General features: G+C 45.6%; 18 protein-coding genes, 2 tRNA genes and 3 rRNA genes. 10 read left to right on the top strand and 13 right to left on the bottom strand.

The window, feature by feature from the left end:
* Positions 1–3: 3 nt before the first annotated feature.
* The 12 genes from F9K33_03535 to F9K33_03480 form a co-directional block, all read right to left on the bottom strand.
* Positions 4–1,302 carry a hypothetical protein gene (locus F9K33_03535; GenBank protein ID KAB2880838.1) on the bottom strand — a complete coding sequence of 433 codons (1,299 nt, stop codon included), beginning with the start codon at positions 1,300–1,302 and terminating at the stop codon, positions 4–6.
* A gap of 10 nt (positions 1,303–1,312) precedes the next feature.
* Positions 1,313–2,473, bottom strand: a complete 1,161-nt coding sequence (locus F9K33_03530) for a hypothetical protein (GenBank protein KAB2880837.1) — start codon at positions 2,471–2,473, stop codon at positions 1,313–1,315.
* A gap of 71 nt (positions 2,474–2,544) precedes the next feature.
* Positions 2,545–3,258 (bottom strand): SDR family oxidoreductase, encoded by a 714-nt coding sequence (locus tag F9K33_03525; GenBank protein ID KAB2880892.1) that lies wholly within the window; start codon positions 3,256–3,258, stop codon positions 2,545–2,547.
* A gap of 5 nt (positions 3,259–3,263) precedes the next feature.
* Positions 3,264–4,037 carry a cyclohexa-1,5-dienecarbonyl-CoA hydratase gene (locus F9K33_03520; protein ID KAB2880836.1) on the bottom strand — a complete coding sequence of 258 codons (774 nt, stop codon included), beginning with the start codon at positions 4,035–4,037 and terminating at the stop codon, positions 3,264–3,266.
* A 97-nt stretch (positions 4,038–4,134) separates the two neighbouring features.
* Complete coding sequence (gene oah, locus F9K33_03515) at positions 4,135–5,220, bottom strand: 6-oxocyclohex-1-ene-1-carbonyl-CoA hydratase (protein ID KAB2880835.1); 1,086 nt, start codon at positions 5,218–5,220, stop codon at positions 4,135–4,137.
* A gap of 84 nt (positions 5,221–5,304) precedes the next feature.
* Positions 5,305–6,387 (bottom strand): 6-hydroxycyclohex-1-ene-1-carbonyl-CoA dehydrogenase, encoded by a 1,083-nt coding sequence (gene had, locus F9K33_03510; GenBank protein KAB2880834.1) that lies wholly within the window; start codon positions 6,385–6,387, stop codon positions 5,305–5,307.
* A 173-nt stretch (positions 6,388–6,560) separates the two neighbouring features.
* Complete coding sequence (locus F9K33_03505; protein KAB2880833.1) at positions 6,561–7,415, bottom strand: GIY-YIG nuclease family protein; 855 nt, start codon at positions 7,413–7,415, stop codon at positions 6,561–6,563.
* Positions 7,416–7,529: 114 nt separating this feature from the next.
* Positions 7,530–9,152, bottom strand: a complete 1,623-nt coding sequence (locus tag F9K33_03500) for an NADP-dependent glyceraldehyde-3-phosphate dehydrogenase (protein ID KAB2880832.1) — start codon at positions 9,150–9,152, stop codon at positions 7,530–7,532.
* A 94-nt stretch (positions 9,153–9,246) separates the two neighbouring features.
* Positions 9,247–9,759: a hypothetical protein gene (locus F9K33_03495; protein ID KAB2880831.1), complete on the bottom strand. Its 513-nt coding sequence runs from the start codon at positions 9,757–9,759 to the stop codon at positions 9,247–9,249.
* 110 nt (positions 9,760–9,869) lie between these two features.
* Positions 9,870–10,841: an MBL fold metallo-hydrolase gene (locus tag F9K33_03490; protein KAB2880830.1), complete on the bottom strand. Its 972-nt coding sequence runs from the start codon at positions 10,839–10,841 to the stop codon at positions 9,870–9,872.
* Between the two features lie 125 nt (positions 10,842–10,966).
* A complete protein-coding gene (locus F9K33_03485; protein ID KAB2880829.1) occupies positions 10,967–12,175 on the bottom strand; it encodes a thiolase family protein in 1,209 nt (402 codons plus the stop codon).
* 57 nt (positions 12,176–12,232) lie between these two features.
* Complete coding sequence (locus tag F9K33_03480) at positions 12,233–13,135, bottom strand: UDP-3-O-acyl-N-acetylglucosamine deacetylase (protein ID KAB2880828.1); 903 nt, start codon at positions 13,133–13,135, stop codon at positions 12,233–12,235.
* A 105-nt stretch (positions 13,136–13,240) separates the two neighbouring features.
* Between F9K33_03480 and F9K33_03475 the strand changes: the two genes are divergently transcribed.
* The 10 genes from F9K33_03475 to F9K33_03430 all read left to right on the top strand — a co-directional run bounded on the left by F9K33_03475 (position 13,241) and on the right by F9K33_03430 (position 25,501).
* Positions 13,241–13,825 carry a thymidine kinase gene (locus F9K33_03475; protein ID KAB2880827.1) on the top strand — a complete coding sequence of 195 codons (585 nt, stop codon included), beginning with the start codon at positions 13,241–13,243 and terminating at the stop codon, positions 13,823–13,825.
* 263 nt (positions 13,826–14,088) lie between these two features.
* On the top strand, positions 14,089–15,060 hold the full coding sequence (gene obgE, locus F9K33_03470) for a GTPase ObgE (protein ID KAB2880826.1): 972 nt from the start codon (positions 14,089–14,091) through the stop codon (positions 15,058–15,060).
* A 385-nt stretch (positions 15,061–15,445) separates the two neighbouring features.
* A 16S ribosomal RNA gene (locus tag F9K33_03465) occupies positions 15,446–16,960 on the top strand.
* A 133-nt stretch (positions 16,961–17,093) separates the two neighbouring features.
* A tRNA-Ile gene (locus tag F9K33_03460) sits at positions 17,094–17,167 on the top strand.
* A 26-nt stretch (positions 17,168–17,193) separates the two neighbouring features.
* Positions 17,194–17,267 (top strand) — tRNA-Ala (locus F9K33_03455).
* A 195-nt stretch (positions 17,268–17,462) separates the two neighbouring features.
* Positions 17,463–20,420: ribosomal RNA gene (locus F9K33_03450) — 23S ribosomal RNA — on the top strand.
* Between the two features lie 65 nt (positions 20,421–20,485).
* Positions 20,486–20,602: ribosomal RNA gene (gene rrf, locus F9K33_03445) — 5S ribosomal RNA — on the top strand.
* Together the 16S, 23S and 5S rRNA genes with 2 tRNA genes alongside form the textbook arrangement of a ribosomal RNA operon.
* Positions 20,603–20,737: 135 nt before the next feature.
* Positions 20,738–21,031: an RNA-binding protein gene (locus F9K33_03440; protein KAB2880825.1), complete on the top strand. Its 294-nt coding sequence runs from the start codon at positions 20,738–20,740 to the stop codon at positions 21,029–21,031.
* Positions 21,032–21,436: 405 nt separating this feature from the next.
* Positions 21,437–24,040 carry a TonB-dependent receptor gene (locus tag F9K33_03435; protein ID KAB2880824.1) on the top strand — a complete coding sequence of 868 codons (2,604 nt, stop codon included), beginning with the start codon at positions 21,437–21,439 and terminating at the stop codon, positions 24,038–24,040.
* A 213-nt stretch (positions 24,041–24,253) separates the two neighbouring features.
* Positions 24,254–25,501 (top strand): SpoIID/LytB domain-containing protein, encoded by a 1,248-nt coding sequence (locus tag F9K33_03430; GenBank protein KAB2880823.1) that lies wholly within the window; start codon positions 24,254–24,256, stop codon positions 25,499–25,501.
* A 45-nt stretch (positions 25,502–25,546) separates the two neighbouring features.
* On the opposite strand, the gene mqnC is transcribed toward F9K33_03430, so the two are convergent.
* Complete coding sequence (gene mqnC, locus F9K33_03425) at positions 25,547–26,632, bottom strand: dehypoxanthine futalosine cyclase (GenBank protein KAB2880822.1); 1,086 nt, start codon at positions 26,630–26,632, stop codon at positions 25,547–25,549.
* Positions 26,633–26,734 lie beyond the last annotated feature (102 nt).

Raw genomic sequence — 26,734 nt, 5'->3', positions numbered from 1 at the left:
CTCCTATAGTTGTGCTGCTGCGATAGTTCGCCGCGATGCCAGTCCTTCAAAAAAAGCGTCAATTCTGTTTTTCATTTGTGCTTCAGATACTACGCGTTTATCCATCATATCCGATTCCAAAAATAAAGTGGCGACGTCCCGCTCTGCTAACAAATGCTTACGCCCATCGGCCAGCCCTGTCGAAACGGTTCGGCAGCTCTTGATCGGATGATATACAACCCCTTCGATTGCGTAGGTTTCCATCATTTGTAACAAGGCCTGGTCTTGATGAAACATGCTGTCCATCGCATCGCGCACCGACACGAGTAATCCTTCCGCAAGGCTTTCCAGCGGGTGCTCGAGATCGTATTCAAAACCGAGGTTGGTTCCGCCGGAGGCAAACCATAAATAAGTGGAGTGAACAAAACTTCCGCCCCAAAGCGAAAAATACTCATTAAATTTCCTGAAAATCGGATAACACGGTACACCAACAAATGCCAGACGATATTTTTCCTCGGTAAGAGTTCCGATTCTCTCACTGACTTTGTAGCGCATTTCCTCCGCAAGGTCTTTGAAGTAACGGCTTCCTTCACGTGTCCCTCTGAATCCATTGGCCACTCCGAGAAAAATAGTTCCGTCGGTTAGGGCGTTAAAAACGGACGGCCGGGACTCGTTGCATAATAATATCTCTTTCCATGCGCGGCTCATATCGTTTGCATAGGAAAGCACTTCACGAAATCTATCGATATCAAATTTTTTCCCGCTGACTTTTTCGCACACCGTAATTAATTCTTTCAACTGTGCAAGTACATACTTACGATCATTCTCAAAATGGCTGTCATCCTGTGCGCGTAATATTTTCTTTCCACGTGTCCCAGGAACGTCAATGGTCACTATCGGGATTTGATACATGCGTTCCCAAATTTCCGCCCACTTGATATACGTGTTACACGCATTGGTCAACACAGCCATTGAAGGTTTCGGTATGGTTCCCATCGGGTGTTTACCGCCCCGAAGCTGAACCGCAACATCTGCTTTAACGTATCCGCAAATATCAGGGGAGTAACCGTAATCTTCCGCCTCGGTCAGGTATTCGCCGGAGATTCTGCGTACGGCGGTTTGAAGCGAATTGATCTCCGGAAATACAACCGGAAAATCAAATGATTTCAAAATTTCATTCAGGCTGCCCATGACAAAAACGTAGGCCGACGGCCGGCCCGTTTCCGCCGCGTCAGATAATTCGGCGAACCAGTTTCGGAACAGGTCTGCACCGTCACGCGCACCGCGCCCGACAATCGTTTCGTTAGATAAAGTTTCACTCATGATGTTTCCTCTATTGAAAGATTAAATTTTCGACAAATGTTTCGAGCTGAATGCTGATATGGTCAAACGCGTTCTGATTTTCCTCAAATTCGCTGATAAAATAGGGGATTTTGTGTTCGTCCAACGCCTTGCTATATGCCACCTGCTCCTCCAGTCCGGGCTCGCACATCTTTGCCGCCGCTAAAATTACCGCATCGGCGCGGGCATTTTTAAAACGCTGAAGAAGCATTTTTTCTTTGGGTTTGCGCAGATCATGCTGAACGGGGCTATAGGATGAGTTTTCAATATAGGCTGTGGCCAGTTGAAGTAAAGGATCGCCCGTGGCCGGAACTTCGTCCAGTATATACCGAAGTCCAATAAGCAAGTCGTCATCCACGAGATAACATGAGCGTCCGATCGTTTGGATAAGATCTAACGGCGGCTGTTCGCAAAACCCGCCTTCAAATACGACCCGCATCTTGTCCTGAGCGTATCTTGAACGATCATGAATCAACGGCAATACTATGCACATGAGCTCGTTATGTTCTTCTCTCGGCAAAAAACCCGCCATGGCAACCAGAGCATAGGCGTCTTCAGCGTCGATCTGCCAGGGCGTATCGCGTTTGATATCGTAGAGTTCTTTCATCCAATTCCGGCTTTCATTATAAACCGTAATAGAATGTCTCAAATCATCATCGCTGACTTTTCTTCCGGCAACATTTTCAATGTCCTGCTTCAAGCGGTCGTATTCATTGCGCAAGTATTCGATCGAATGATTTGAATTCGGATTCTGCGGCAAATAGAGGATCTGGCTTTTGTACGGAAAATTCCGGCCCCAGATGGCAGCGAGATTTCGCGCCGCATCGCAGATCGGATGAGAGACGAACATATCGAGATCGAGGTTATGGGACATAGAGAGCTCAAGTGAAGTCTTGATGACGGAACATAGGTAAGACCCGAAATGCGATTCAGCGCCTATGCCTTCCAGTTGCGCGCCGGTAACTTTAACCGGAAGAAGCCCCGCGGCATGCGCGATCTCTTCAGGAAAATAAACCTGAAAATGTCCTACAACTTTTCCGCCGGCCTCTCTCCATTGTTTTACTGTCGGATACGTCGGATCTTCGCTGAATTCACGGCACAAATACAATATTTCATCAAGGGTCTGTCCATGGCATTTTTCGATAAACGTCATAATTTTCCTCCATTCAATAGAACACGGATTACACTAATAGAACAGATTCATACTGATTACATCTTTTCTCATCATATATACTGTCCGCCGTCGATCTTAATTATTTCGCCGGTTATGTGCTTTGCAAGATCGGAACACAAAAAAACGACGGTATTGGCAACATCCTCAGGTTGGCCCGGCTCTCCGAGTAGAATCTCCGATTTTGATTTCGCCAAAGCCTCGGGCGTCATGGACATCACCAGCGGCGTGGCGATTAGGCCCGGAGCAACAGCGTTCACATTAACGCGATAACGAGCCAGTTCGGTGGCAACGGCTTTCGTGAGTCCGATAATACCCGCCTTCGATGCGGCATAATTTGCCAGTCCAAATTTGCCGCGCATGCCGTTGATGGATGCGACATTGACAATCTTTCCCGATTGCTGTTCGCGAAAGTGCGGCGCTACATGGTGAATACAATTAAACGCGCCTTTTAGATTTACATCGATCACATCATCCCACATGGATTCGGTCATTTTCCAAACCGGCGCATCTTTTGAAATGCCTGCATTGTTAACGAGGCAATCAATGTGCCCTTCGGTTTCCAAAATGTTTTGGAAACATTTCTCAACGTCGTTCGAGTTGGCTACATTGACTTCAAGAAATCGAGCGCCTTTCAAAGATTCCGCCGGAATCTTAATATCCAGGCCGACAACGGACGCGCCTGCCCGAATAAAAACTTCTGCGGTCGAACGCCCGATGCCGCTCGCCGCGCCGGTGATAACAACGACCTTGTCCTTAAGATCTATCTTGATCATGTATTTTTCCAAACGGGTTTACGTTTTTCCATGAATGCCGCGATGCCTTCGTTGGCGTCATGCGTAGCCATGAGATCGTTAACGTACATGGATTCCAAAATCTGAATATCGCGAAGGAACGATTGATAAAACTGAAACCGCGCTGCCTTGACCGCCATTCGTAAAGCGATTCCGCTCTTTGTAAGAATATGTTGTTCCAGCAAAATGTCCACGTCTCTTGCCGGATCGGCGCTCACGGTATTAACCAATCCAATATCACGGGCGCGTGTCGCAGAAATAAAATGTCCTGCGAGCAACAGGTCATCGGCAGCCGATTGCGCAACCAAATACGGCAGAAGCAAAGATGCCACCGGCGCAAAGACTCCCAGGCCGATCTCAGGTTGGCCAAAATGTGCATTTTCTGCGGCGATGACCCAATTACAGAATGCGGCCAGTTCCATCCCGCCGCCCAGACATTGACCGCGCACAAGCGCGATGGTCGGAATTCCGGCCTCGCATAAGCGTCTGAACATAGAATGAAACGTACTCAACATTTCCGCAGCCTGCTCTTTTTGATGTTCAGGCACACTCGCACCAAATGAGAAATGATCGCCGCTACCGGAAAAAACGAGCGCTTTGGTGCGGATATCTTCGGCGGCAATGTCGATCGCGTGAATGATCTCCCGCATCATCTCTTTGTCAACGATGTTACCTTTGCCGTTGGTTAGATAAATGAAAGTAACTTGTTCGTCGAAGCGAGATTCCACTTTGATCTTCATATAAGCGCTCATGGTGTTTTTTAAATTTTAATGTTTGTGTTAAGTATCTCCCGCAGATCGCACTGATTTTCGCAGATTGCTGTTCTGCGCTTATCAGCGAGAAAGCTTTTTATTTTCCCTTTGGCAGAACTTCTTCAATGAGTTTTTCACTCCACTTTTCTCCCTGGGCGAGTAATTGACGCAGTTTGATGAAATCCACTTCGCGATTTTCTTTCGTACCCTCGTTGAATGCCCTGAATCCGGCGCGGCCTTCATTCATCATATTGAGGCCCAACCAGGCGCGGTTGCTTTCGCGGTTCTTATCCCAGTGCGCGAGCTTGTGTTTTCGCATAGATTCCAACGTTTTAGTCAAACAGCCCGGAACGGTCATCATCAATGATTCTACAAGCTGATCGATCCGCTTGTCCAATAACGAGAGATCGGTTTCGCAAGTAGCCATAAGTTTTTTTGCGAGCTCTTTTTCTTCGCCGGCCTTGAAATTTCCGTGCACGATCTTGCCCATTTCGTCGAGCCAACGGTCGGTGACAACCAACGGATTAGGAATAAATTTTCCATCTTTTTTCAGAGCGGGCAGCACGTCGGTTATCAATCCCAAACGGTATGCTTTGTGCGCAGACCAGAGTTCGCATAAAGTACAACTGAGCATCGCATTTTCAATTCCGACAAATAAAGGTAAAAAGTCGGTGGAACCGCCGTCCGGAACGGAACCGTGTTTTGGCCCGGCCTGGCCGAATACGGCGAGGTCGCTCGCTACGGTGAAGTCGCACGCCATTCCTATTTCCTGTCCGCCTGCGATACGCATGCCGTTGACGCGGCTGATCACCGGTTTATCGCAGTGCATAATCGTGGTGACCATGTCGTTGAACAAGCGCATGTATTGGCGATACTCGTCGGGCTGGCCAGCGTAGTACTCGGCGTATTCTTTCGTGTTTCCACCGGTGCAGAATGCCCGATTGCCTTCACCGGTAAAAACTACGGCAACCACGTCGCGGGAATTGGACGCTTTACGGAATGCCAATATCACTTCTTTGACCATCAATGTGGTGTATGAATTAAGCTGCGAAGGGTTGTTGAGAGTGACCCATGCAACGTATAAACCTTCAACCGATTGACCGGACGATCTCTTGATGGGCTTGAGTTCATACCGGATCTCTTTAAAAGTATAGTCGGGTACGAGATCATGATTTTTAAACATAAGTAACTCCTCTGATTTACGATTTTGGATTGTTCGTTTGATCCTTGTTCTAAAATGTTTCGATTGTGTCAGCTAAAATACCGACTAGAAATCAGGTATGAGCACTGGACGCTGATCAATTTCTTTTCGGTGTGAGCGGTCAAAGACAGCATTAATTTCACTCATCGGAAAGGTTTTAACAAATGGGATCAACTGGATCTGTCCGCTGCGAATCCAATCCAACGCCTCCGGATAGTAAGATACGTCGCATCCCCAGTTGCCGATGGCCTGTGCGTCGAACGCCATGAGATTGCTCAGGCGGACAGTCACGTTGTCTAATGTAAATCCGACCACGCATAATCTGGAGCCGAAGGTGAGCAGGCTGAATGCCAATTCCTGTCCCTTGGCCGTGCCGGACGTTTCAAATATCTTCCACTCAAAGGGATTATACGCTTTTTCTTTCACCCAAGACTGTATGGATTTACGAACGGCCTTGGCGTCGGATGTTTTAGGGTTGATAGTGAGCGATGCACCGAAATTAGAATATGTTTCAAGTTTTTTGTCATCAACATCGAGCACGACCACATGTGCACCCAAGGATGCGGCGATTTGAATACCATAACCTCCGACTCCGCCGGCCCCGATGAAAATCGCGACATTGCCGGAAACGAGCCCGGCGTTCTTGATTGCCTGTAAAGGTGTTGTGACTGCATCGGCGATCACAGAAAGTTGCGCCAACGTCGCTCCGGATTTTCCGAACAGCGCTTTTTGATCTGCAACATCCACGACGCACAGGTATTTTGACGGTACGACCACGTGACTTGCAAATCCGCCGTCAATGTGATTTCCCGGCATTTTCTGATTGCGGCAGATACGAACTTGTCCCTTTTTGCAAAGATCGCAAGTTCCGCACGGCATGACGGCAGGAATGAGAACGGCTTTGCCGAGCCATGAACTTGCAGCGGATCCGGCTTCTTCCACTACACCGCTGATCTCGTGTCCGAGCGTCAAAGGCAGAGGCTTCATCGTATTCACACCGTCAAAAAAGAATCCCAGATCGGTATGGCACACGCCGCATCCGGCTACGCGAACCAGTACTTCATCTACCTGCAAAGCAGGCGCGTCACTATCAAATTGCCGCATGGGTTTCCCAACGGCTTCCATTTTCCACGATTGTATTTTTGTCATAAGATTATATAAGAATTTAAGACCTTATTGTCTTGAATATCTTGAATAAATTATCGAACGCTCGTTCGAAAATCAAGAGAAAAAGAATTTTTCTTTTGAAAGGATCGTGGATGTGTAATTGAGGGTTTACAGAAGGCTACAATTTTAGGTCCGCAACGCGAGCGGTCGTTTAATTATGTTTGGCTACTTGTCGATTCATACTCCTTCAGTGTTCTTCCATCATCCAGTTTCCATTCCGTTAGACCATTTGCATTTCTACCAAGAACCATGACTGCAGCAGTAGATGGACTGGTAAATATGTAGTCCTCTTGAATTTCGTACGCATCGCCATTTTTTACAATCACACCCTTTTCGATCAATCTCTCCCGCATTGAGACAAATGACTTAGTCATCGATTCAACAATTGAATTTGCAACTTTAGATCCCTTGAAGACAACAAAACCCTCAGAAGTCGGTTGGCCTTTAGCGTCCGCCCCTCTTGCAGCCTTGATTTTAAAGACAGACTTGCCTATTGATCTTTGTGCTACTTTTTGTTCAAAGACTTTGTGTCCAAGAGTATTTACCATCAGTTTCATATTTTCGATAAACTCTTCCATTTCGGCTCTATCGGATTCTGAAATCGTAGATTGAGTTGGTGTAACGCTATTTTCGATTTTGTATCTCTTGGCATTGCTAGCAATCTCAAAGAGACGATTTTCAATATATTTTACGTGAGCCTTGTTTAAATTATCATCTTTGCTGATGAACACAACCGCCTCGGTCCAAAAGTCTTGTTGGTTTATTTGTTGATTGAGTCTCTTAAGAATAGACTCAGCTTCACCGATATAAACCATTTCATCGTCATTATCATCTTTACCGAATAACAAGTATACGCCTGTATTGTTCAAATCTTCCCTGTCAGAAGAATCTCTTACTCTTATTCTTGGAATCTTGTATGCTTTACCAGTCCAGTTGGAAAGCTCACACGCCCATCTGCCATTAGGTTCACCGTCCATTAAGAAAAGTTTAATTGATTTTGGATGATTCATCTGGAATTCCTCCGACCGTTTTTTTTACAACTTTTGTATGAGATTAGTTGCCCAAGTTCAATCTATAAAATAGAAATGCACTCCTCAAACATGAATCGTAAAGTTCAAAAACTACTACAATATAAAATCCGTCGACAAAAAATTCGAATGCTGGTTTTTAAGAATATCCGTGACGATCTCTTTATTAAGATCATTTTCTTTTAAAGCAACGAGCGTGCGAATCGAAAAAACTCTCAGCGCATCGCTCACGGATAAAGTTCCTTCCGCCGAATCTTTTCTTCCTGTGAACGGAAAAACGTCGGGGCCGCGTTGGCATTGGGAGTTGATATTAAGTCGGCAAACCTGATGAACGAGCGTGTCGAGCAGCGCGGCGATCTTATTTGAATCCTTTCCGAAGATGCTCGCCTGTTGGCCGTAGTTGGAGTGAATCACATAATCCAAAGGTTTTTGAATTTCCTTGAAAGTGACAATCGGCACGATCGGGCCAAATTGTTCCTCATGGTAAATTCGCGTCTGCTCATTCACTTCTGAGAGTACCGCCGGAAAAAAGAACGATCGGTTTTTCAGCCCGCCCGAAGGATTACAAACCTTAGCTCCTTTCGTCACGGCGTCATGGACCAACTCTGCCAAATGCTCCGATTTATTCGGTTCCGGCAGAGGTGTGATGAAAACATTTTCTTCCCACGGCATTCCGATATTGAGCCTTTCCACTTCGGATACAAATTTATCAATGAACGCATCCTTGATCTTTTCATGTACAAAAATAATTTTCAACGCCGTGCATCGCTGTCCGTTAAACGATAAGGAACCGGCGATACATTCTTGAACAGTAATGTTCAGATCGGCATCTTCCAATATGATAGCGGGATTTTTTGCCTCCAGCCCAAGGACGGACCTTAATTTATGCGGCTGCGGGTGCTGTTTCTTGAGAATGTCTGCGACTTTGCAGGAACCGATGAAGGCCAGTACATTTATTTTTCCGGAAGCCATGAGCGGCGCGATCACTTTTTGACCTTCACCATATACCGTATTCACCACACCTTTCGGAAACGCTTCTTGGAAAGCCTTGAGCAGAGGCGCATGCAGCAAGACGCCAAGTTTGGGCGGCTTGAAGATAATCGTATTACCCATGATCAAGGCGGGGATCAAAGTGGTGAATGTTTCATTCAAAGGATAATTGAACGGCCCCATACATAAGACAACGCCCAATGGCGCCCTTCGGATCTGAGCAATAATACCTTGTTTGATGACAAAGCGCGACGCGTCTCTGTCCATGTCCTTCAATGCTTCGATCGTATCGCTTATATAGTCCACCGTCCTGTCAAATTCTTTCTCTGAGTCCTTTAAGTTCTTCCCGATCTCCCACATGAGCAGTTTGACGATCGTATCACGCTGCTCTTTCATGAGACGAATGAATTTCTTGAAGCATGCAATTCTTTTTGCAATAGTCATCAATGGCCACTCGCCCTGCCCGTTATCATAAGCTTCCGTCGCGGCCTTCAGGGCTTTTAGCGCCGATGCTTCGTCTAACAGAGGATACGAGCCGATCAAATTATCAAGTAAACCCTTGTCTTCCACAAAAACCGGAGAATGAACTTTTTCAAAAGGGCCTTTCCATTTCAGTAATTCGCCATTGATCAGATACTCGGTCTGATCCATGGGCAGCGGCGGAGTTACATTTGCCGGAACGCCGATTTTATTTGGAAATATTTTTTCAATTTTCTGTTTCATGATCATTTTTCCTTATGGTTTAAGGTTGTGAGCATGTCGGTTGAAATGAGACCATTTGCGCTCCAAGTTATGCGCGGTAGACCGTTAGGTGGGTAAGAAACTAACATTTAATGATCCCATTATTTTTTAGAATATCTCGAACTAACGGAGCAATTGAAGGAGTTGCATCGCCTTCGAGTATCAGAAATGAAACTTGCATCTCTCCAATACACAATGCCGGCATTTTCGGTTGAGTATGAATCTGTTTCGTCGATTTCGGTGAATGGAAGTCTATGTACAACCAAATCCCATCATCATCGGGATTTGGAACGCCGGAAGTCCACCCGCTCTGATGAACCGCTCTATGTGTCTTGTAGCCATAGCTGATGGATAGATTGTTAGCATCAACATATACGGAAGATTCAAAATCTCTCAACTGTGGATATTGATCTTTCAGCAGCTCAATTTCCCATGCGATCTTCTTAATTATATCAACATAGTCAGCGGCAGAAGTTACTATAGAATCCTGGAAAATGGCTGTGTCCATTTTTTCAGCGGCTTTCAATTGTGTGGCCTGACTAACTACAGGATACAGCATACTGAACGCCACAAAAAAAATATTAATTCGAGTCATGCGATTTCCCATAATTGTGAAGTGTCCACGATTCTAATAATAATTAAACAAACTAAAATCTCTTGTCCATACTAACGTGACCGTTCATCCGCCGTGTCCCGCTTCTTCCTCTATAATTTAAATACATCATAAATTCTGGCAATATTAAAACCATTTTCCAAAATGTGCTTTGTCTGAGCGCTTTCGGGATTTAAAGCCGGATTGGTGTGGTTTAAATGGATAAAATATATTTTACTTTTTTCCTTTGATGACAGATTCGCAAATAACGCCATACTTTCAATTATAAATGGATGCGGTATTTCCGAAATAGGACGATTATTTAACTCATCTCCATCGTAAAATGTGGCATCAATAAATGCGTAGTCTACTTCAGAGATTTCTGCTATTATATTTCTATCCCATTTTTCCCATTTGTCGATATCGGGTATAAACAAAACTTTCTTGTTTGGTCCACTAATGGTATATCCGACAGTTTCTGAATATTCGTCTCGATGAGGAACTTTGAATGGAATTACTTTTAAATCAGAAGACAAAATTATCGGGTTTTTGTCGGATAGTTCCTGAATTGAAATATTTTGATTTGAGACCAATTGGTTCCATGGGCCATTCTTTTCCAAAAATCTTTTCATAACCGGCATTGCGAATACGTTTGCCTTTTGCGCATTCATCGCTTCCTTTCCCAAATACATCAATCCGGTGTAATGTCCAATATGCGCATGCGTTAAAAAAATACCGTTAGGAGTTTCTATGGAATCTGCAGAACAAAACGCTTTTAATTTTTTCATCTGTTCCGGCATGTCCGGAGTTGCCTCGAACAGGTACTTTGCGTTATTTTTCGGGTCAACTAAACCGAGCGACACCACTTTTCTGTTTTTATCCGGGTTTTCAAATAAGTCTCTGCAGCAATCTTTTTTGCAGGCAATATGAGGAGAACCGCCATCTTGCAATGTGCCCAAAACAATTAGTGATGTTTCGGTTATAGTCTTTGGTTTCGCGGCCGGTTCAGATTGCGATGACCTATCATTGGAAGGGGCACAAGAGCTAAAGGCCATTAGAAGCAAGATATAATAGAATGTTTTCATTATTCAGTCCTTCAGGTTATTGGGACCGACGAGAATCGCAGGAGGAATCCGTCATAATGTGATCCTGAGATGAGGAGCAATGAATCAATTTCAATTTATGAACAAATGTCCTGCGACAGTGTTAACTACTTCCCTACCTTCTCCCATACCGTTGCGATACCTTGCCCGACGCCGATGCACATGGCGGCAAGGCCAAACCGGATGTCCCTTTTTCGCATTTCGTGTGCCAGCGTTCCCACGATCCGCGCGCCCGAGCAGCCTAGTGGATGACCGAGTGCGATCGCGCCTCCATTCACATTTACTCGTGTCTCATCAAATTCCAGTTCACGAATGCACGCTAAAGCCTGAACTGCAAAAGCTTCATTGATTTCAATCAGGCCAAGGTCTTTCAATGATAAATTTGACAGCGCAAGCGCTTTTCGTGTCGCTTCGACCGGCCCCAGTCCCATGATATCCGGATGTAAACCGGACACGGCCGCGCTTCGAAGGCGAAACCAGGATGTGTAACCCAGCTCATGCGCTTTGTTTTCACTCATCAACAGCGTCATCGATGCGCCGTCACTCATGGGACAACTGTTGCCTGCGGTCACCGTTCCGTCTTTTCTAAATGCAGGCCGGAGTTTGCTTAAGCTTTCCAAAGAAGAATCGGCGCGCGGCCCCTCATCGCGGTCGACCATAGTTACACCGCCTTTAGTTTGGATCGGAACCGGTATGACGTAGTCCGAAAAAACGCCGTTTTTCCATGCGGCGATCGCACGTCGATGACTCTGAACAGCATAGCGGTCTTGTTCCTCACGCGGAATCTTGTACTTTGCATAAATCTCCTCCGCCGTCTCGCCCATATTGAGCGGGCGAACACGCGCCTCGATCTTTGGATTAGGGAATCGCCATCCGAGGGATGTGTCGTAGGTGGGTAATGAGCCAAACGGAAACGCCTTATCGGGCTTCGGCATGACATACGGCCCGCGCGACATGCTCTCTACTCCGCCGGCAAGAAAAACATCTCCCCAGCCGCTTTGAATAGTTGTTACCGCCGTAATGATCGCCTGCATGCTTGAACCGCAGAGCCGGTTCACCGTTTGTCCCGGGATCTCAAAAGGCAAGCCTGCGATGATCGCCGCCATGCGTGCAACGTTACGCGAATCTTCGCCCGCCTGGTTAGCGCAGCCGATAATAATATCGGCAATGGTATTGACATCCACTTTTGGGTTACGTTCCATGATGCTTTTTAATAGTTCCGCAACCATGTCGTCCGGGCGAACGGTTGAAAGAGCCCCGCCGTATTTAGCCATCGGGGTTCGTATCGCATCTACAAGAACTGCAGTTTGATCCATATGACTACTGTGCCTCTCAACAAATGAAGTTAAAATATCAACTCAAGAATTTCAAATTCAACCGAAAACAGATTTCAGTAATCCGATATTTTCCGAATGACCCGTTCCAAACGCTTCAACATGACCTAGCACATAACATCCGCTTAAAGCAACATCGCCGATAATGTCGAGTATTTTATGGCGCACCATTTCATCTGCAAACCGCAGCTTTTCTTTTGAGAGAATTGTAACTTTGCCCTCAGAATGAGTAAAAGAATCTGCATTTATATCAAATTTTTTTGTAAATTCATCTATCTTTGAAAAGTCATCGACTACGGCGAAACCTTCAGCGTCCCTGATTCCGCATATCAAACCATTGTCGAATAAATACTCCAGTTCGCTGAGCAGAGAGAACGTTCTTGCCGGAGCGATTTGCGCATGATACGTTTTCTTTGAGAATTGATACGTTAAATTTTGTTCGAATGTCTCAGCGTAATTCAAATGATACGTGAACTTAAGTTCGTCGCCGGGCGTCATCCGGATCACAGAATGGTTCTTAGGGCCAGTAAAAACGATCTCCTTTTCAATGACATGGCATTTTGCATCTTCTGATTGTTCCAGCACGCCGGACGATTCAAGCAGATCATAATAGATTTTACTGCTTCCATCCAGAATTGGAATTTCTTCATTGTCCACTTCAATTCTCAAATTTGTGATTCCCAATCCAAAAATCGCAGACAAAAGATGTTCGACCGTCCGAACTTTGATTTCTCCAATGCCTAGGGTGGTCGCTCGTTCCGTATTGCAGACGTTGTTCCAAAGCGCCGGGATCGGCAGTGAGTTTTTGAGGTCGGTGCGGATGAAATAGATTCCGCTGTTCGGTTCCGCCGAAAGGAACTTCACTGATGCAGCTTTCCCTGCGTGTATTCCTTTGCCCGAGATAAAAGCTTCTCTTTGGATTGTGTTCTGTTTCACAGACAAAAAATACGTCTAAAATTACCGGAATTCAAAGAAATTAAATTTGCAGAACGTAGAAAAATATATTAGATTGCAACCCCTTAGAATAATCCAGAAACAGGAGAGGTTATGAGTTTTGTGTCAATGAACGGCGGCTGCATCGAAGTGATTGTCGGAAGCATGTTCAGCGGGAAGTCGGAGGAACTTATTCGCCGCATGCGCCGCGCTGAAATTGCCCGCCAACGCGTTCAGGTTTTTAAACCGCTGATAGATAAACGTTACAGCGAGGACCACATCGTGTCGCACAGTGATTTGCGCATGAAGTCCGAGACCGTTGAAAAAGCGGATGAAATTTTAGAAAAAGTCGATCCACGTACAGAGGTGATCGGAATAGATGAAGCGCAGTTCTTTGACTCAACGATTGTTGCCGTGTGCAACCGGCTGGCCGACATGGGAAAACGTGTGATCGTGGCTGGCCTCGATAAAGATTATCTTGGAAAACCGTTTGAACCGATGCCGGAATTGCTCGCGATAGCGGAATACATCACCAAGTCGATGGCAATCTGTGTCATCTGCGGCGCGCCGGCGAATTATACCCAGCGGCTTGTTCAAAACGAAGAACGCGTTTTGGTCGGCGCATCCGGCGTATACGAAGCGCGATGCCGTCGTCATTTTGATCCTACGCTCACGGTTCCCGGACTCAGCAAACGATGAAAAACACTCTAACCGCAAAGGGCGCAAAGACGCTAAGAGTTGGATTCTTTAGAAAATTTGTTTTTTTAAGGTACCACAGATATTGCGAATTAACGATAGGCTATTCTGCGTAAATCAGCGTAATCTGCGAGGTTATATGTTAAGTAAATTGAAACCAACATACCAGAGTACAAAAAAACCGTGTGAAGGTTAAGTTCTAAAAACCCTTTACAAACTCTGCAGTTAAATATCCTAATTTATTCAAATCACAGATTGTTCCATTCATGTTCATAGATTATGCAGAAATTCACATCCGCGCGGGCAAAGGCGGCGACGGATGTATTTCGTTTCGCAGGGAAAAATATATTCCCAAAGGCGGCCCGGACGGCGGCGACGGCGGACGCGGAGGAAATGTGGTCATTCAGGCAGATGAAAATCTGCATACCTTGCAGGATATAGTTCACCACAGAATTTTTCGTGCCGACAACGGGGGAAAAGGGCAGGGTTCAAACCAAACCGGTAAAGACGCAGACGACATTATTATTCTTGTGCCCGTGGGAACCATAGTCAGAGATTTGAAAACGGGAAAAGTTCTCTGTGATCTCGTCGAAAAAGGGCAAAGATTCGTTGCTGAAAAGGGAGGTAAGGGCGGTAGAGGAAATTGGAGGTTCCGAACGCCGACCAACCGCACGCCGCGTCACGCGGAGCCGGGTCAAGCGGGCGGCGAAAATCGTATTGGGCTTGAACTGAAAGTTCTCGCAGATGTCGGACTGGTCGGCTTTCCCAACGCCGGCAAGTCTACACTTCTTGCATCCATCAGCGCGGCAAAGCCGAAAATAGCCAATTATCCGTTTACGACGCTGACGCCGAATCTGGGGATTGTGAAAGTTGCTGACTTTAAAAGCCTTGTCATGGCGGATATTCCCGGATTGATCGAAGGCGCGCACGAAGGCAAAGGGCTCGGAATCCAATTTCTGAAACACATCGAACGAACGAAAGTTCTGGCGTTCCTGATCGACGTGCAAAGTGAAGATTATGAAAAGGAATATGCAACGCTTAAACAGGAACTAAAGTCGTTTAACAAAGAACTGCTCAAGCGTAAACGCATAGTGATCCTGACCAAACTTGATACCACCGACAAGCCGCCGAAGAAAACAAAGATGAAGGACGGCACGCAGATATTCATGATCTCATCAGTTGCACACACCGGTTTGGAAAAGTTGGTAAAGACGTTGTGGAAACTGATTAGCGCCTGATGAACCGCGCCGCATTCTTACCTATAAAATATTTGATAAATCATCATTTAACTATTGACATCGGATACTTTTTTTTGTATCATTGCAACCCGTTTTGGAACCGTTGCAGGAGCGTGTATTTGGTGTTGATAACTTGTTAGGAACAGAATATATAAGAAACTTAAAATAGTACTTGCAAAGCGATAAGTTTTTATATATATTGGACTCCCTTGTGAAAAAAGGGTCTTTTAAAAAGGCAATTTCAAGACGTAAGTCTGATTATAGATGCGAATAACACAGGTTATCGCAAAATGTTTTTTGAAAATGAGAGTATACATCGTTAATTCAATTTGAGTAATTGAGTCAATCAGCTCTTCTATAGTATATTTATAAAATAATATATTGACAACGAAGAGTTTGATCCTGGCTCAGGACTAACGCTGGCGGCGTGCCTAACACATGCAAGTCGAACGAGAAAGCGGTAGCAATATCGTGAGTAAAGTGGCGAACGGGTGAGTAACACGTAACCAATCTGCCTTGAAATGGAGGAAAACTGAGGGAAACTTTAGCTAACCCCCCATAATGTGATTTTGACGCATGTCGAGATCATTAAAAATTTATTGTTTCAAGAAGAGGTTGCGTCTGATTAGCTAGTTGGCGGGGTAACAGCCCACCAAGGCTACGATCAGTAGCTGGTCTGAGAGGATGATCAGCCACACTGGGACTGAGATACGGCCCAGACTCCTACGGGAGGCAGCAGTGAGGAATATTGCGCAATGGGCGAAAGCCTGACGCAGCAACGCCGCGTGTAGGATGAAATCCTTCGGGATGTAAACTACTGTTAGAGGGGAAGAAATCCCGGTTACGCCGGGAGTGACGGTACCCTCAGAGAAAGCCACGGCTAACTCTGTGCCAGCAGCCGCGGTAATACAGGGGTGGCAAGCGTTGTCCGGAATTACTGGGTGTAAAGGGTGCGTAGGCGGATCGGTAAGTCAGTGGTCAAATCCTATAGCTTAACTATAGACTATCCATTGATACTGTCGATCTTGAGTGCGAGAGAGATGAGTGGAATTCCAAGTGTAGCGGTGAAATGCGTAGAGATTTGGAAGAACACCAGTAGCGAAGGCGGCTCATTAGCTCGTAACTGACGCTGAGGCACGAAAGCATGGGTAGCAAACAGGATTAGATACCCTGGTAGTCCATGCCCTAAACGATGAGGACTAGGTATCGGTAATTTATTATCGGTGCCGCAGCTAACGCATTAAGTCCTCCACCTGGGGAATACGATCGCAAGATTGAAACTCAAAGGAATTGACGGGGGCCCGCACAAGCAGTGGAGCATGTGGTTTAATTCGACGCAACGCGAAGAACCTTACCTGGGCTCGAAATGCTAGTGACATTCCATGAAAGTGGACTTCCCGCAAGGGACGCTAGTATAGGTGCTGCATGGCTGTCGTCAGCTCGTGTCGTGAGATGTTGGGTTAAGTCCCGCAACGAGCGCAACCCTTGTCTTTAGTTGCGACCATTTAGTTGAGCACTCTAAAGAGACTGCCGACGATAAGTCGGAGGAAGGTGGGGATGACGTCAAGTCATCATGGCCCTTACGTCCAGGGCTACACACGTGCTACAATGGCAGGTACAGAGGGCAGAACCGCAAGGTGAAGGAAATCCCTAAAAACCTGCCTCAGTTCGGATTGAAGGCTGCAACTCGCCTTCATGAAGCTGGAATTGCTAGTAATCGCTGATCAGCACGCAGCGGTGAATACGTTCCCGGGCCTTGTACACACCGCCCGTCAAGCCATGGAAGTTGGTAGCACCCAAAGTAGTCTAGCAAGTAGACTCCAAAGGTGAGACCAGTAACTGGGGCTAAGTCGTAACAAGGTAGCCGTACCGGAAGGTGCGGCTGGATCACCTCCTTTCTGGAGAATAGGTGTTGGGTTAACTTCGGTTAGCACCAATACATATTCCATATATAACTCGATTTGATTCTCATTTTGTTTTAACATGTATACTCTCTTTTTTATTTTTTTTTGTTCTTTTACAATTTTGGTTGAGGGCTTGTAGCTCAGGTGGTTAGAGCGCACGCCTGATAAGCGTGAGGTCGATGGTTCAACTCCATCCAAGCCCACTGCTTAAAGGTTTGCCGGAACACACGGGGCTATAGCTCAATTTGGGAGAGCGCCTGCCTTGCACGCAGGAGGTTAACGGTTCGAGCCCGTTTAGCTCCACAATTAGATTACGATTAGGGCTTTTGCCCGAAATAATAAATTTTCATTGATATACCAGTTATATCAACCAAAGTTCTTTGACAATTGAGATGTTATTGATTTAATAAATTGAAGACTACAATCTTTGATTTCGAGAATCGCTATTTTTTATAATTTATATTATGCTAATAGTGTGATGTTTTATTAAAATAAAATTCAAGCTATTAAGGGCATACGGAGAATGCATTGGCACAAGAAGGCGATGAAGGACGCGGCAAGCTGCGATAAGCTTCGGGAAGGCGCTAACGGCCGTTAATCCGAAGATTTCCGAATGGGGCAACCCGTTACCGGTAATACGGTATCATCTCTTGCTGAATTCATAGGCAAGAAGAAGCAAACCCGGGGAACTGAAATATCTAAGTACCTGGAGGAATATAAATCAAAAGAGATTTCCCAAGTAGTGACGAGCGAACGGGAAATAGCCCAAACCAGGCCGACTTGTCGGCTTGGGGTTGTAGGACCCTTGTAGTGATCTGTAAGTAGGTAAGTGAAGTTGTCTGGAAAGCAACGCCATAGTGGGTGATAGCCCCGTAACGTAAACCGAAAGCAGCATGTGGGTATCCTGAGTAGTGCGGGACACGTGAAATCCTGTGCGAAACTGGGAGGACCATCTTCCAAGGCTAAATACTCTCTTGTGACCGATAGAGGATAGTACCGCGAGGGAAATGTGAAAAGAACCCTTATTAAGGGAGTGAAATAGAACCTGAAACCGTATGCCTACAAGCTGTCGGAGTCCCGATTTATCGGGATGACGGCGTGCCTTTTGCATAATGAGCCAGCGAGTTACTCGTACGTTGCGTAAGGTTAAGAGGTCAACAAGCCTCGTAGCCGTAGCGAAAGCAAGTCTGAATAGGGCGTCCCGAAAGGGGTGTAACGTGCGGTAGACGCGAAACCTTAGTGATCTAGCCATGGCCAGGTTGAAGTAAGGGTAAAACCTTATGGAGGACCGAACCGGTGTAAGTTGAAAGTTGCTCGGATGAGCTGTGGCTAGGGGTGAAAGGCTAATCAAACTGGGAGATAGCTCGTTCTCCTCGAAATATCTTTAGGGATAGTCTCGGATAATAAAAAGTCGCGGGGGTAGAGCACTGATAGGGCTAGGGCTGTCACAACGGTACCAAACCCTCTCAAACTCCGAATACCGTTGACTTGTTCTCCGGGAAGCAGCTGGCGAGGGATAAGCTTCGTTGGCAAAAGGGAAAGAACCCAGATCATCAGCTAAAGTCCCAAAGTAGAGGCTAAGTGATAAAGGATGTGGAACCGCAGTGACAACTAGGATGTTTGCTTAGAAGCAGCCATCATCTAAAGATCGCGTAATAGCGCACTAGTCAAGCAGTTCCGCGCCGATAATACACGGGACTAAGCCTCTCACTGAAGCTGTGGATTTACAGATTTATCTGTAAGTGGTAGAGGAGCATTCCATTAACCGTCGAAGGTTGGGCGCGAGCCCGGCTGGAGGACATGGAAGAGATTATGCTGGCATAAGTAGCGATAAAAGGAGTGAAAAACTCCTTCACCGAAAGCCCAAGGTTTCCTGAGTAAAGTTAATCTGCTTGGGGTTAGTCGGAGCCTAAGGCGAGGCCAAGCGGCGTAGCTGATGGTAATCAGGTTAATATTCCTGAACTGCTTTGTATTCGTTATCAGTCAAGGGGTGACGCAGAAGTGAAAGACGAGCCTGGATTGGTTTCCAGGTTTAAGTGTGTAGCTAGATCGTGTAGGCAAATCCGCACGGTCGTTTTAACGTGAAACACGAATAAGAAACGAGCCTTCGGGCAAGCCAATTCGTCCTAATCATGCTGCCAAGAAAAACCTCTACACGAGAATGCAAGGTATCCGTACCGTAAACCGACACAGGTGGGCGAGGAGAATATCCAAAGGTGCTCGAGATAGCGCTTGTTAAGGAACTAGGCAAATTGACCCCGTAACTTCGGGATAAGGGGTGCCCCGCAAGGGGCCGCAGTGAAATGGGATTACCGACTGTTTACCAAAAACACAGGGCTCTGCAAAGTCGTAAAGACGACGTATAGGGTCTGACACCTGCCCGGTGCTGGAAGGTTAAGGAGAGAGGTTAGCGCAAGCGAAGCTTTGAACCGAAGCCCCAGTAAACGGCGGCCGTAACTATAACGGTCCTAAGGTAGCGAAATTCCTTGTCGGGTAAGTTCCGACCTGCACGAATGGTGTAACGAGTGATCCTGCGTCTCAACAAGCGCCTCGGCGAAATTGTAGTGCCGGTGAAGATGCCGGCTCCCCGCAGCGGGACGGAAAGACCCTATGAACCTTTACTATAACCTAGCATTGTGTTTTGACATTACATGCGTAGCATAGGTGGGAGACTTTGAAGCCTGGGTTCTGGCCTGGGCTGAGTCGCAATGTGAAATACCACCCTTGTGATATTGAAATTCTAACTCAAGTTTCTGAATCGAGGCTGAGGACAGTACTAGGCGGGTAGTTTGACTGGGGCGGTCGCCTCCTAAAATGTAACGGAGGCTCCCAAAGGTTTCCTCAGCACGCTTGGTAACCGTGCGCAGAGTGCAAAGGCACAAGGAAGCTTAACTGTAAGGCATACAAGCCGAGCAGAGACGAAAGTCGGGCTTAGTGATCCGGTGGTTCTGCATGGAAGGGCCATCGCTCAAAGGATAAAAGGTACGCTAGGGATAACAGGCTGATCGGGTCCAAGAGTCCACATCGACGACCCGGTTTGGCACCTCGATGTCGGTTCATCGCATCCTGGGGCTGGAGAAGGTCCCAAGGGTTTGGCTGTTCGCCAATTAAAGCGGTACGTGAACTGGGTTCAGAACGTCGTGAGACAGTTCGGCCCCTATCTGCTGTGGGCGTAGGATACTTGAAGGGTTCTATTCTTAGTACGAGAGGACCGGAATGGACGAACCTCTAGTGCATCTGCTGTTTTACCAAAGGCATGGCAGAGTAGCTACGTTCGGATGGGATAAGTGCTGAAAGCATCTAAGTACGAAACCCACCCTGAGATTAGGTATCCCTGTCGCAAGACACTTAAGACTCCACGGAGACTACGTGGTTGATAGGTCACAGATGTAAGCGCAGCAATGCGTTCAGTCGAGTGATACTAATAAGTCGTGCGGCTTGATTTAATTTTATTTTCATAAAACATCATAGTTGATTCTCATAAATCAGTACTCTCAATTGTCAAGATTTTATTACAAATTTCCGGTGACTTTAGCGGTAGGGTAACACCTCTTCCCATTCCGAACAGAGCAGTTAAGCCTGCCAGCGCTAATGATACTATGTGGGTAACTGCATGGAAAAGTAGGACGTCGCCGGGATTTATTTTTGGCCCCAATAAGTTCTTATTGGGGTCTTTTTTTTTAAGTTCTGAAGAAGTTCAGGGGGCTGTTTAAGCCCAACAATATAATCTAATTTATCTCTTTACTTATATTCTAATCAGAAGGAAACGTATCATGAATTCAAACAAACTCTATGTCGGTAATCTTTCGTATAATACGGATGACCAGGCATTAAGCGATTTATTCTCACAGGCCGGTACGGTCACATCCGCGAAAGTCATTATGGACAAGATGTCCGGACGTTCCAAGGGATTCGGTTTTGTCGAAATGGGCACCGAAGAAGAGGCAACAAAAGCCATCGAAATGTTCAACAACTATTCGCTCATGGAGAGAAATCTGAAGGTCAATGTGGCTAAACCAATGGAAAAAAAGTCCTTCGGTGATCGTGGCGGTTCAAGCCGTTACTAAGAATATTGTTTCAGGGTAGCTTCTTGAAAAAGTAAGTCACCCGATGACTTTGTTTTAAAAACCCCAATTTCGAAAGAAGTTGGGGTTTTTTACGTCTCGTATCAAAAAAAATGATAGGTAGTAATTTATTGCTAAATAGCACTTGATTGTAAAACAATAAATACTTATCGTGTTGCACATATCATAAAACAGATCTGTTTTTATTTATCACATCTATTTCTTTCAACTCGTTCATTATAAAATAAGTCAAATGCTTCGCCGCAAGCCATGACATTTTTATTGATCATGAAAATATGAGAATAGTTTGAAGTTTGGTTCAATTGCTGAATATTCCTAATTCACATAGACAAACAGTATTTTGGGAAATACTGTTAAACAAACCCTAACGTTAGAGGAGAGGTTATCATGAAACCTATTTTACTCATCGCCCTGTTCTTGCTGGTGCCGGCGATACTGTTAGCACAACACCCGGTCTCAGGAACAGTGAGAGATTCTGTTGGCGAGCCGCTCGTAGGCGTGAATATTGTTCAAAAAGGAACTTATCGCGGGGCGACGACGAACATTCGCGGAGAATTTAAGATTGCAGCTACATCGCCGACGGCTACTCTGGTATTTTCTTACATAGGTTACTCAAAACTCGAGGTACCAGTAAATGGCCAGTCTGAAATAGACGTCGTGATGAAGGAAAATGTGATTGAGCTAAATGCGATCCAAATCGTCGGTACGCGCAGTTTCAACCGAACCGTGACAGAAACACCTGTAGCGGTAGACGTAATTCAGGTGAAAGATGTGACTGAGCATTCCGGGCAAGTGAGTGTTAATCAGTTGCTGCAATACACCGCGCCTTCTTTCAATTCAAATAAACAATCCGGGGCAGATGGTGCAGATCATATTGATCCGGCCACCTTAAGAGGATTAGGGCCGGATCAGACTTTGGTTCTCATCAACGGTAAACGTCGTCATCAGTCTTCTCTCATTAACATATTTGGTTCGCGTGGACGCGGAAACACAGGGACAGACCTTGATGCGATTCCGGCCGCGGCCATCGAACGCATAGAGATTCTGCGGGACGGCGCCAGCGCACAATATGGATCGGATGCGATTGCCGGTGTCATCAATATTGTTCTCAAATCATCAGTTGAAGAATTTACCGGATCGGTTACAACCGGGTTCAGCAATGCGGACCCGAGTTCTCATCTATTTGTCGGTCCAAAATACGACATAAAGCCTGATAACACTTTTGACGGGGGAACCGTTAACACAAGCGCGAATTACGGTGTAAGACTTGGGCAAGACGGTTATGCCAACTTCACGCTGGACTATGTTTCAAAGGCCAAGACCAATCGTCCAACCGATCCGGACGCCTTTGATGTATACAGAGAAAAGTTTGGAGACGCTTCTGCCAACAACTTCGCGGTCTATGTGAATTCTGCCGTTCCGATTTCTACCAACTCAAGTTTTTATGCGTTTGCCGGATATAATCATCGGTACACGGATGCGTATGCATGGACCAGAGGCGCTGACGAAGATAGAAATATTCCTGAAATTTATCCGAATGGATTTAATCCTCGCATTACTTCGATCATAACTGACTATTCGTTATCGGCCGGCTACCGAACAAAGTTCAGCGGTTGGGATGTTGATCTGAACAATACGATCGGATCTAACCGGTTCGATTATACGATTAAACACACACTAAACGCATCGCTTTTGGCTGCCTCGCCGACAAAATTTGACGCCGGAGGATTCCAACTTATTCAAAATACGAGCGAAGTCAATTTCAGCAAATTCTATCCGAGTATAGCGCAAGGCGCGAATATCGCATTTGGTGCAGCCTTTCGAGTTGACCAGTATCAGATTTTTGCCGGCGAAGAAGGTTCCTGGAAAAACTATGGCGGAAAATATTTCGACGGAACGGACAGTACGCTTCGTCCCGCAGGATCACAAGGGTTTCCCGGGTTCCAACCGTCTAATGTACTTAATTGGTCCAGGACCAACATCGGTGCGTATGCGGATGCGGAATTTGATATCACTCAGGAACTCATGATCGGGACCGCCGCGCGATTTGAGCACTATAACGATTTTGGAAACACGTTTAATGGCAAAATTGCCACTCGCTACAAAGTAACGCCGGACGTATCCGTGCGAGGATCTGTCAGCAGCGGTTTCCGAGCACCTTCGCTTGCACAAAAATATTTCAATTCTTCTTTTACTGATTTTGTCGGCGGTGAACCGGTTGAAAAACTTATTGCCAGAAATGATGCAGAAATTACTAAGGCGCTGGGTATCCCAAAGCTCAAACAGGAAAAAGCGATTGACATGAGCCTTGGTTTCACGGCAAAATATGAGGATTTTACCGCAACAGTAGATGCGTACCGAGTTGTAATCAAAGACCGAATTGTGTTGACGGGTGCTTTTGATAATTCGGACACGACGATCAGTGCGTATTTCCCGGCAGGAATCGCTCAAGCATCATTCTTTACCAATGCCATCGACACAAAAACGAATGGTCTGGACATTGTGTTAGGTTGGACAAAATATCTGGACAACAGTCGCCTGAATGTCACGTACGCCGCTAACTTTACGGACATGTCGCTGGGTAAAAAAATAAAGACTTCCGACAAGTTGGCAGGAAAGGAAGACATTTATTTTGGCCGACGTGAACAGTTGTTTCTACTGGCTTCCGCGCCGGACAGTAAGATGAACTTAACGTTTGATTACAAAATGAATGCATTTACAACAAACCTACAATTCATTCGGTTTGGTGAAGTAAAACTAGAAAACTGGGACGGCAATATTGACAAATACCGGGCAAAAGTTGTTACAAACATAGCCTTTGGCTATGATGTTTCAAAAAATATTATGATCACCGTCGGCGCAAACAATATTGCCAATATTTACCCGGACCAACATGACGCGGGTCTTACTGAAACCGGGGGAAATTGGGATGCCGTTCAGATGGGATTCAGCGGCGCTTACTATTTCACGCGGCTAGGGTTCAAGTTTTAGTAAATCCTTGTCGTCACCGATAGCAAGCTTATCGTTATTTTAATTTTTAAAAAAAGAGCCGCATTCTACCGAACGCGGCTCTTCTTATTTTAGCCAAAAGAGACGTGGCGCTTTCATTGACACTATTACGAAAAATTTGTTCCATTAATCAAAAAATTATGTAATATTAGTTGCAGTCAACGATATATTTTTCAGAACGAAACCAACGTACTAATGAAAAGTCAAACTTTACTCCTTTGCGCACTAGTCACTTTTTCTGCCATAGGTTGCTCGTCGACTATGACGACCCGTTCCTTACCGGATAACGCATCGATTCCGCAGGTCAAGATCTTAATTCAAAAAACGTCGAACGTTTCTTTATATGCCAATGCAGCATTTGCGGTGAAAGACAATATCTCGGGGCAAGACGTCGGGTATGTGTCGGCGGAACAACGGATTGAACTCAAGAGGAACAAGGATAAAATAGAAGTCTTTGATGCGTCGGGGAAATCGATTGGCGTTTCCGCTTCGTTTTCAATGGACACCAAGTCCGCGAACATCCGCTTTAGCGTTGGTGGAAATTCCTACCGCGGATATCTTCTTTTGTTACCGGAAGAAGACAAGATCAATGTGATCAATGTCCTTGATTTGGAATCCTACCTCATGGGGGTAGTGCGAAATGAAATTGGAAATCTCATGCCTGATCAATTAGAAGCCGCCAAAGCTCAGGCCGTTGCGGCGCGGACTTATGCGGTTCGATATAAAGGCAAGTACAAACAATACGATTACGTAAGCGATGTGAATGATCAGGTGTATGAAGGCGCGTCAAGCGAAAGTGATATCACAACACGCGCTGTGATCGAAACGGTCGGTGAAATTGCGGTCATGGGCGGGAAACCGGTCAATGCATTTTATTTCTCCACTTGCGGCGGGGTTACGGCGAATGTGCAGGAGGTCTGGAAAAGTTCGACGCCAACAACCTATCTCGCGAGTATAAACAACGAGGTTGCAGGTAAAAATCTGTGTGAAGAATCGCCGCACTACCGATGGGAATTGAATTGGACAGGTGACGAAATTGAAAAATTGATCAAAGAAAACCTGAAAGTGGTGATACCGCAGGAAGAAGTTTCACAAATTGATAATCAACGGTTGTATAATCTGGCCGTGATCTCTCGCGATTCATCGCAGCGGGTAAAGGAATTTAAAATAGGATTTACCAAGGACAGTTTTATCGTGAGCGGAGAACAAGCCCGTCGAATTTTACGAGGTGAAAAATACATTCTGTACAGTTCCCTGTTCCGTCTCGATATCATACGAAACCCGGACGGAACGATCCAGTCGGTGAAATGTAAAGGCGCCGGTTTTGGCCATGGGGTCGGTATGTGTCAGTACAGCGCGAGAACGATGGCGAAGCAAGGATATACTTACAAACAGATACTGCAGTTTTTTTATAGAGGAACTGAAATGAAGAAAGAATACTAGAATGAAATTAGAAATTTTGAATTCTAAATTCACAATTCAAAATTTCTAATTTATAATCTCGTAATGGTTGTTTCTACGTTTCGCATTATAGCCCGCATCCGAAATCATTTTTTCGATGTCTTTGACAGTTACGTTGAACGTCGTACCGTTTTGACTCACTACATTTTCCTCAATCATCAAACTTCCAAAATCATTAGCGCCGTAATTGAGTCCAACCTGAGCGACGTCTTTACCTTGCGTAACCCAGGAAACCTGGAAATTGTCGATATTATCCAGCATGATTCGCGAGATGGCAAGCGTCTGAAGATACTCGACCGTTGTGGTGACGCGAATATTCGGATTTTGACCGAGCGGGACGTTATCCGGTTGAAAATTCCACGGTATGAACGCCGTAAAACCTCTTCCGTAATTCTTAAGGCTCTCATCTTGTAAGTCGCGGATCTTCAGTATGTGTTCAATTCGCTCTTCGAGCGTCTCCACATGCCCGTACATCATCGTGGCAGTCGTCGTCAATCCCACTTTATGCGCGATCCGATGCAGATCAAGCCAGCGTTCTGAATCACATTTCCCGCGGGAAACTTCAGTACGAACCCGATCTACCAGTATTTCGGCTCCTGCGCCGGGAATAGAATCCAATCCGGCAGTTTTAAGACGGCGGAGCGCTTCCTCTACGGATAAATCAGACACTTTGGCTATGTAATCTATTTCAGGTGCGCTTAAACAGTGAAGCCAAATTTGCGGAAACTTAGATTTTAGATGACGGAAAAGATTTTCGTAATACGCTACTTTTAATTTTGGATTTAATCCGCCCTGCATCAGAATCTGAATACCTTCGAGCGCGATCAGTTCTTCGATTTTCTTGTCAATCTCTTCATAAGATAACACATAACCCTCATTTGAGCCCACCGGCCTGTAAAACGCACAAAAACTGCATTTGTCGACACATACATTCGTATAATTAATATTGCGGTCAATAATATACGTAACGGTATTGTCAGGTTTTTTCTTTTCACGTATATGATTTGCCATATAACTCAGAATGGGAAGTTCCTTGCATTGATATAGCGCTAAGCCGTCATCAAAAGTTAAACGAGCGCCTTTTTCAATTTTATCGAATATCGTATCGATCATGGCTCTGCTTTCTCCTATGAACTTTCACGTTTTCTTGAAACCTCGAGCAACATATATAAAAAACAAGTTCAATTCAAGAAATTTCGGGTTGTTTTTGTTTGA

It is taken from the genome of bacterium (assembly GCA_008933615.1).
Taxonomy (GTDB): Bacteria; CLD3; CLD3; order SB21; family SB21; genus SB21.
Note: the sequence above shows the minus strand (reverse complement) of the source record. Positions and strands in the feature narration are given on the sequence as shown.

Excerpts from the sequence above, each read along its gene's own strand:
- F9K33_03520 (KAB2880836.1), bottom strand. The coding sequence starts at position 4,037 with ATGAGCGCTTATATGAAGATCAAAGTGGAATCTCGCTTCGACGAACAA.
- oah (KAB2880835.1), bottom strand. The coding sequence starts at position 5,220 with ATGTTTAAAAATCATGATCTCGTACCCGACTATACTTTTAAAGAGATC.
- F9K33_03535 (KAB2880838.1), bottom strand. The coding sequence starts at position 1,302 with ATGAGTGAAACTTTATCTAACGAAACGATTGTCGGGCGCGGTGCGCGT.
- F9K33_03435 (KAB2880824.1), top strand. The coding sequence starts at position 21,437 with ATGAAACCTATTTTACTCATCGCCCTGTTCTTGCTGGTGCCGGCGATA.
- F9K33_03490 (KAB2880830.1), bottom strand. The coding sequence starts at position 10,841 with ATGAAAACATTCTATTATATCTTGCTTCTAATGGCCTTTAGCTCTTGT.
- F9K33_03485 (KAB2880829.1), bottom strand. The coding sequence starts at position 12,175 with ATGGATCAAACTGCAGTTCTTGTAGATGCGATACGAACCCCGATGGCT.
- had (KAB2880834.1), bottom strand. The coding sequence starts at position 6,387 with ATGACAAAAATACAATCGTGGAAAATGGAAGCCGTTGGGAAACCCATG.
- F9K33_03440 (KAB2880825.1), top strand. The coding sequence starts at position 20,738 with ATGAATTCAAACAAACTCTATGTCGGTAATCTTTCGTATAATACGGAT.
- F9K33_03430 (KAB2880823.1), top strand. The coding sequence starts at position 24,254 with ATGAAAAGTCAAACTTTACTCCTTTGCGCACTAGTCACTTTTTCTGCC.
- F9K33_03495 (KAB2880831.1), bottom strand. The coding sequence starts at position 9,759 with ATGACTCGAATTAATATTTTTTTTGTGGCGTTCAGTATGCTGTATCCT.
- F9K33_03530 (KAB2880837.1), bottom strand. The coding sequence starts at position 2,473 with ATGACGTTTATCGAAAAATGCCATGGACAGACCCTTGATGAAATATTG.
- obgE (KAB2880826.1), top strand. The coding sequence starts at position 14,089 with ATGTTCATAGATTATGCAGAAATTCACATCCGCGCGGGCAAAGGCGGC.
- F9K33_03475 (KAB2880827.1), top strand. The coding sequence starts at position 13,241 with ATGAGTTTTGTGTCAATGAACGGCGGCTGCATCGAAGTGATTGTCGGA.
- mqnC (KAB2880822.1), bottom strand. The coding sequence starts at position 26,632 with ATGATCGATACGATATTCGATAAAATTGAAAAAGGCGCTCGTTTAACT.
- F9K33_03505 (KAB2880833.1), bottom strand. The coding sequence starts at position 7,415 with ATGAATCATCCAAAATCAATTAAACTTTTCTTAATGGACGGTGAACCT.
- F9K33_03500 (KAB2880832.1), bottom strand. The coding sequence starts at position 9,152 with ATGATCATGAAACAGAAAATTGAAAAAATATTTCCAAATAAAATCGGC.